This is a genomic window from Moorena sp. SIO1F2 (assembly GCF_010672755.1).
Classification (GTDB): domain Bacteria; phylum Cyanobacteriota; class Cyanobacteriia; order Cyanobacteriales; family Coleofasciculaceae; genus Moorena.
The window spans coordinates 1-5836 of sequence record NZ_JAAHFV010000388.1 but is presented as its reverse complement, the minus strand read 5'-3'; the positions used below and the strand labels follow the sequence as shown (position 1 = coordinate 5836).

Below are 5836 nucleotides of genomic sequence, written 5' to 3'. Positions count from 1 at the left end.
CCCATAGATTTCGGAGAAAACTGCGTCTCGGCGTCGTTGTACCTCGCTCAGATAATCGGCTGCCTCCTCTCCGGCTACGTGGCCACGAAGTGAGGCACAAAGCGAGAAAACACTGAACCGGACATTGGCCTGAAGTAGTAGATTAGCAGAGCAGATTAGGAGTTGAGCACATCACTTACACACTAAGCTCAATCACACCAAGCTCAATCAATGGTGTAAGGTTCTGGTAAAGGGCAGTAGGTTATGTGACTAAGCCGTAGTACAATATAAAATGATGAATGAATGGGCAAAAAGCCAACTGTAGCAATATCTCACTTGGGGTGCGAGAAAAATCGCATTGATACCGAACATATGCTGGGTCTGCTGGTGCAGGCAGGATACCAGGTAGATGCCAATGAAGAATTAGCTGAGTATGTTATTGTAAATACCTGTAGTTTTATAGAAGAAGCGCGGCGAGAATCAGTGCGCACGCTGGTAGAACTGGCGGAAGCTGATCAAAAAATTGTGATTACCGGCTGTATGGCTCAACACTTCCAAAGCCAACTATTGGAAGAGTTGCCAGAGGCAGTGGCAGTGGTGGGAACCGGGGACTACCATAAAATAGTAGATGTAATCCAAAGAGTAGAAACAGGCGATCGCGTTCAAGAGGTTTCTACTGAACCAACCTACATTGCTGACGAAACAACGCCACGCTACCGAACAACTTCTGAAGGGGTTGCTTACCTGCGGGTCGCAGAAGGGTGTGATTACCGCTGTTCCTTCTGTATAATTCCGCACCTCCGGGGAAAGCAGCGATCGCGTACCATAGAATCCATTGTTGCGGAAGCCGAGCAGTTGGCATCTCAAGGGGTTCAAGAGCTGATTTTAATTTCCCAAATCACCACCAACTATGGTTTAGACATATACGGCGAACCGAAACTGCCAGAACTGTTGAGAGCATTAGGTGAAGTAGACATCCCCTGGATTCGGATCCACTACGCCTATCCCACCGGTTTAACCCCATCCGTCATAAAAGCCATTCAGGAAACTCATAATGTTCTTCCTTATCTCGATTTGCCTCTACAGCACTCCCATCCAGAAATCCTCCGCTCCATGAACCGTCCTTGGCAGGGACGAGTAAATGACGCTATAATCACGCAACTAAAAACTGCACTTCCTGATGCAGTGTTGCGAACCACCTTTATTGTCGGGTTTCCCGGCGAGACAGAGCAGCACTTTGAACACTTGCTGGAATTTGTCCAGCATCATGAATTTGACCATGTTGGAGTGTTTACCTTTTCTGCGGAGGAGGGAACAGCAGCATACAAATTGCCTAATCAGTTGCCCCAAGGGGTGATGGATGCCAGACGGGATGCCCTGATGGCAGTTCAACAACCGATTTCCTTGAAAAAAAATCAAAACTGTCTGGGCAAGATAGTTGATGTTCTCATAGAACAAGAAAATCCCTTAACGGGTGAATTTATTGGTCGCAGTGCCAGGTTTGCCCCTGAGGTGGATGGATTGGTCTACGTTCAAGGTGATGCCTCTTTAGGAACCATAGTATCAGTAGAAATTACTGATTGTGATTTCTACGACTTGTATGGTTCTGTAGTACTACCTCCGTAAACAAGCCACAGGCTTTAACTAGGGGCTGGAATTAAACACTCCACCACTAGGGCAAGTAATCTGGTCAATCCTGAACCAGACATAATCCTTGGTCTTTTAGATTATGGAGCTTTTCACAAGGCCTCTAGCCTTATCAAAAGCAGGTGTCTGTCGCCCATAGTAATGGCACACTAAAGCGCACACTAAACGGCAGCGTAAACGGCACACTTAAAAGACCTGCTTAGGGGGTAAAAACTAGCTGAGCGGTGCATCAATTCAGCTTTGAGGGTCAAATTTGGGATGATTTAACCCACCCCAATCCAACGGGCAATACCTAGCTAAGGAGCCACCCTCAACCTGACAACTGTGTCTAGGGCATTAACCATTGCGTCTGTAAGACGTGTTCTAGTGGGATGAACCTAATCTCAAGCTTTTAGACACACTAAATAGGTCGCAACAGACCCCAGCTGATGGTGAAGCGCGATGCAGCCCCGACCTGAGGGGGTTTAAGCCAAAGCGCGACTGCCTATGGGACAAGGTGCAACTTAGGAGTTGATGCCTATCAACAGGTGCGACCCGTGGCGAATTTAATTCGCCAACGGAAAGCGCACCTAACCAAATGGGTGGAAACTAAACCGCTTTCTACTCATCTAATCTCATCATAGGTTTGTCAAGGCAAAAACCATGGTGAGTAAAACCTGAAGGCTCACTGTCTTTATAGCCATGACAGTGTTTCCTCACACGTTCAACTACTAACTTTCTGACTTACCAGAAAAAAACCACAACTAACCAACGAAAAATCGAAAAATAACTTATGACCGTTTCTTTCCAAAGCCTGGGATTGTCTGAAGCTTGTGTAAGCCAACTCGAAAAAATCGGCTTCACTACACCTACTACTATCCAAGCCCAAGCTATTCCTGAACTGCTCAATGGCCATGATGTACTCGGTATGTCTCAAACCGGTACTGGCAAAACAGCAGCGTTTTCCCTACCAATGCTAGATCGCATTGACTTGGACAAGCGAACCGTACAAGCCTTAATTCTAACCCCAACCCGAGAGTTAGCCCAGCAAGTTAACCAAGCGATTCGGGACTTCAGTGAGGACCGTCGATTGCATATACTAACCGTCTGCGGTGGTCAGTCCATTGAGCGGCAAATTCGGATGCTGTACAAAGGCGCTCAGATTGTGGTAGGAACTCCCGGACGGGTGATTGACTTGCTAGACCGGGGAGACCTGAAGCTGGAAAACCTGAGCTGGGTGGTACTCGATGAAGCGGATGAAATGTTAAGCATGGGCTTTATCGATGATGTTAAGAAAATCCTGCAACAGACTCCCGAAGAGCGTCAGACTACTTGCTTCTCAGCAACTATGCCCCGGCCAATTCAGGACCTAGTCAGCAAGTTCCTGAAATCCCCCGTCACTGTTAAAGTTCAGCAATCGAAAGCAGCACCAGCGCGCATTGAACAGCGAGTTTACATGGTACCCCGTGGCTGCTCAAAAATCAGGGCTCTCCATCCGATTCTGGAACTGGAAGACCCAGAAGCTTCAATCATTTTTGTGCGAACACGAAAAGCGGCTGCTGAACTAACCAACCAATTACAAGCGGCTGGTCACAGTGTGGATGAGTACCACGGTGATTTGAGTCAGAGTCAGCGGGAGCGGTTATTGTATCGGTTCCGGAAAAATCAAGTGCGTTGGGTAGTAGCAACCGATATTGCTGCCCGTGGTCTAGATGTGGATCATCTGACCCATGTGATCAATTTTGACCTGCCAGATCAAGTAGAAAGCTATATTCACCGCATTGGTCGTACCGGTCGTGCTGGTAAGACAGGAACAGCAATTACCCTGATTCAACCCTTTGAACGCCGTAAACTCTACCAGATTGAGCGCAAGGTGCGGCAACGGTTGGAAGTTACCCGGATTCCGACGCGCTCACAAATTGAAGCCCGGCGCTTAGAAAGACTGCAGGCAGAGTTACGGGAAGCTTTATCAGGGGAACGGATGGCTTCTTTCTTGCCAGTTGTACGGGAGTTGGAAGAAGAATATGATGCTCATGCGATCGCAGCGGCAGCATTGCAGTTGTTCTATGACAAAACTCAACCCCCCATTAGTGACGATATCGAAGAACGAATGGTGGAACGTCCCAAACTGCGGCTTAACACAGACAAACGCCATCGGTCAGAAAAACCGAGAAAGCCTGTGATTCAGAATCAGTCAAGATAAGATAGACAAAGATGAAGTGTAAAGGATGAAGGCGTATTGGATGAAGTAGCACAATATACCAGTTGCTGAGTAAGCAATAAAAATCAATGGAAGGGTTGACAAATCATAACCTTCATGCTTCATACTTCATGCTTCATACTTCACACTTCACACTTGATACTTCACCCTGAATACTTCCCTAACCAAACGTGGCTTTAAGTCTGTCTGTTTCTACTTCACTCAACTGGCCTGGCTTAGTTGAGGCTTACCGTCCTTATTTGCCAGTCACTGACTCCACACCAGTGGTAACCTTACTCGAAGGTAACACTCCTTTAATTCCTGTCCCCACTATTGCCAAAATTATTGGCAGAGGAGTAAAGGTACTGGTGAAATATGACGGTCTCAATCCTACCGGTAGTTTTAAAGACCGGGGCATGACCATGGCGATTTCAAAAGCTAAGGAAGCAGGAGACCAAGCGGTAATCTGTGCTAGTACCGGAAATACCTCGGCATCAGCAGCAGCCTACGCTCGTCGGGGGGGAATGCGGGCATTTGTGATTGTTCCTGATGGTTATGTGGCTCTGGGGAAATTAGCCCAAGCGTTGGTATATGGAGCAACAGTAATAGCGATTAAGGGAAATTTTGATGACTGCTTGAAAATTGTCCAGGAAATGGCATCAAAGTATCCGGTGACCTTGGTCAATTCCCTCAATCCTTATCGCTTAGAAGGTCAAAAGACAGCTGCGTTTGAGATAGTGGACAACTTAGGTGATGCTCCTGATTGGCTGTGCATACCAGTGGGCAATGCTGGCAATATTTGTGCCTACTGGATGGGATTTTGCGAGTACCATCAGCAGGGGAAATGCGATCGCTTACCCCAAATGATGGGATTTCAAGCATCTGGAGCATCTCCGATTGTCGCTGGCAAAGTCCTAGAGCATCCCGAAACCATTGCAACGGCAATTCGGGTGGGCAACCCGGCTAGCTGGGAAAAAGCGATCGCAGCCCAAGAAGCTAGTAAAGGGGCATTTAATAGCGTTACCGATCAAGAAATTTTAGATGCCTATCGGTTATTGGCATCCCAAGAAGGAATTTTTTGTGAACCAGCTAGCGCTACATCAGTCGCTGGTTTGTTGAAAGTAAAAGACGAGGTACCCACAGGAGCAACCGTGGTTTGTGTACTGACAGGTAATGGTCTTAAAGATCCAGATACTGCCATCGAACACAGCAAAAACCCATTGACAGAAGGGATTGAGCCCACAACTGCTGCTGTGGCAGAGGTGATGGGGTTAAAGCCGAAAGAGGCTTAAAGATGAGTGGTAACGTCAGTTGTTATGTTGTTCGCCTTTGGCGTTCCCGAAGGGTAGGTTAACCGGTTGAAGGTTAACCGGTTGAAGGTTGTTCGCGTAGCGTGGCCAATAGGCCAAGGTTCGTCGGTTGTTGGCGTAGCGTGGCCAATAGGCCAAGGTTCGTCGGTTGTTGGCGTAGCGTGGCCAATAGGCCAAGGTTCGTCGGTTGTTGGCGTAGCGTGGCCTATTGGCCAAGGTTCGATGGTCTTATAGCGCTACCTTTCTGTATCCCGACTCCCGACTCCCGACTCCCGACTCCCGACTCCCGACTCCCGACTCCCGACTCCCTATAACCCAAGACTAAAGTCCCTGATCCAATTGAGAGCTGCTATATAAAGTGGGATAATCTAAAAGTCTAGTTCTCTCAAACCCAATTGGCAGTCGATTTAATCGACTTAATTCCTTATCAATGTGATTAATAAAGTATTTCATTTCTCTAGGATTGCCATCGATATCTTGACCTGTGACTAAGTAGCTAGTTACCTCATTCTCTAGAGACGCATAGTTCAGGTATAACTGTTTGTTATTGACAATACTGTCCTCATACCGGAATAATCCAGGAAGATTTCCAAACAGAATAGCTGAGGCTGAAACCACTACGAAGATATTAATCACATAAGGGTGAGTACTATTCCAACCTGATCGAATAATAAACAGTAAACAAATTCCTGCTACAATTGCTGTATGTCTAAGTTAATGA

5 protein-coding genes are annotated in these 5836 nt (G+C 47.1%); 3 read left to right on the top strand and 2 right to left on the bottom strand.

Translation table 11 applies throughout. From position 1 onward, the window contains the following. The first annotated feature begins 282 nt into the window (after positions 1 to 282). The 3 genes from rimO to thrC all read left to right on the top strand — a co-directional run bounded on the left by rimO (position 283) and on the right by thrC (position 5097). Positions 283 to 1605: a 30S ribosomal protein S12 methylthiotransferase RimO gene (gene rimO, locus F6J94_RS28970; RefSeq protein ID WP_293046747.1), complete on the top strand. Its 1323-nt coding sequence runs from the start codon at positions 283 to 285 to the stop codon at positions 1603 to 1605. A 793-nt stretch (positions 1606 to 2398) separates the two neighbouring features. After that, the gene (locus F6J94_RS28965; protein WP_293046746.1) at positions 2399 to 3808 is read left to right on the top strand and encodes a DEAD/DEAH box helicase; all 1410 of its coding nucleotides are present in this window, start codon (positions 2399 to 2401) and stop codon (positions 3806 to 3808) included. A gap of 188 nt (positions 3809 to 3996) precedes the next feature. Continuing rightward, on the top strand, positions 3997 to 5097 hold the full coding sequence (gene thrC, locus F6J94_RS28960; RefSeq protein WP_293046744.1) for a threonine synthase: 1101 nt from the start codon (positions 3997 to 3999) through the stop codon (positions 5095 to 5097). Positions 5098 to 5112: 15 nt separating this feature from the next. Here thrC and F6J94_RS28955 read toward each other — a convergent pair whose 3' ends face one another. Together F6J94_RS28955 and F6J94_RS28950 are read right to left on the bottom strand one after the other, a co-directional pair. Then, the gene (locus F6J94_RS28955; RefSeq protein WP_293046741.1) at positions 5113 to 5331 is read right to left on the bottom strand and encodes a hypothetical protein; all 219 of its coding nucleotides are present in this window, start codon (positions 5329 to 5331) and stop codon (positions 5113 to 5115) included. A 105-nt stretch (positions 5332 to 5436) separates the two neighbouring features. After that, positions 5437 to 5751, bottom strand: coding sequence for a hypothetical protein (locus tag F6J94_RS28950; RefSeq protein ID WP_293046738.1), 315 nt, complete (start codon positions 5749 to 5751; stop codon positions 5437 to 5439). Positions 5752 to 5836 lie beyond the last annotated feature (85 nt).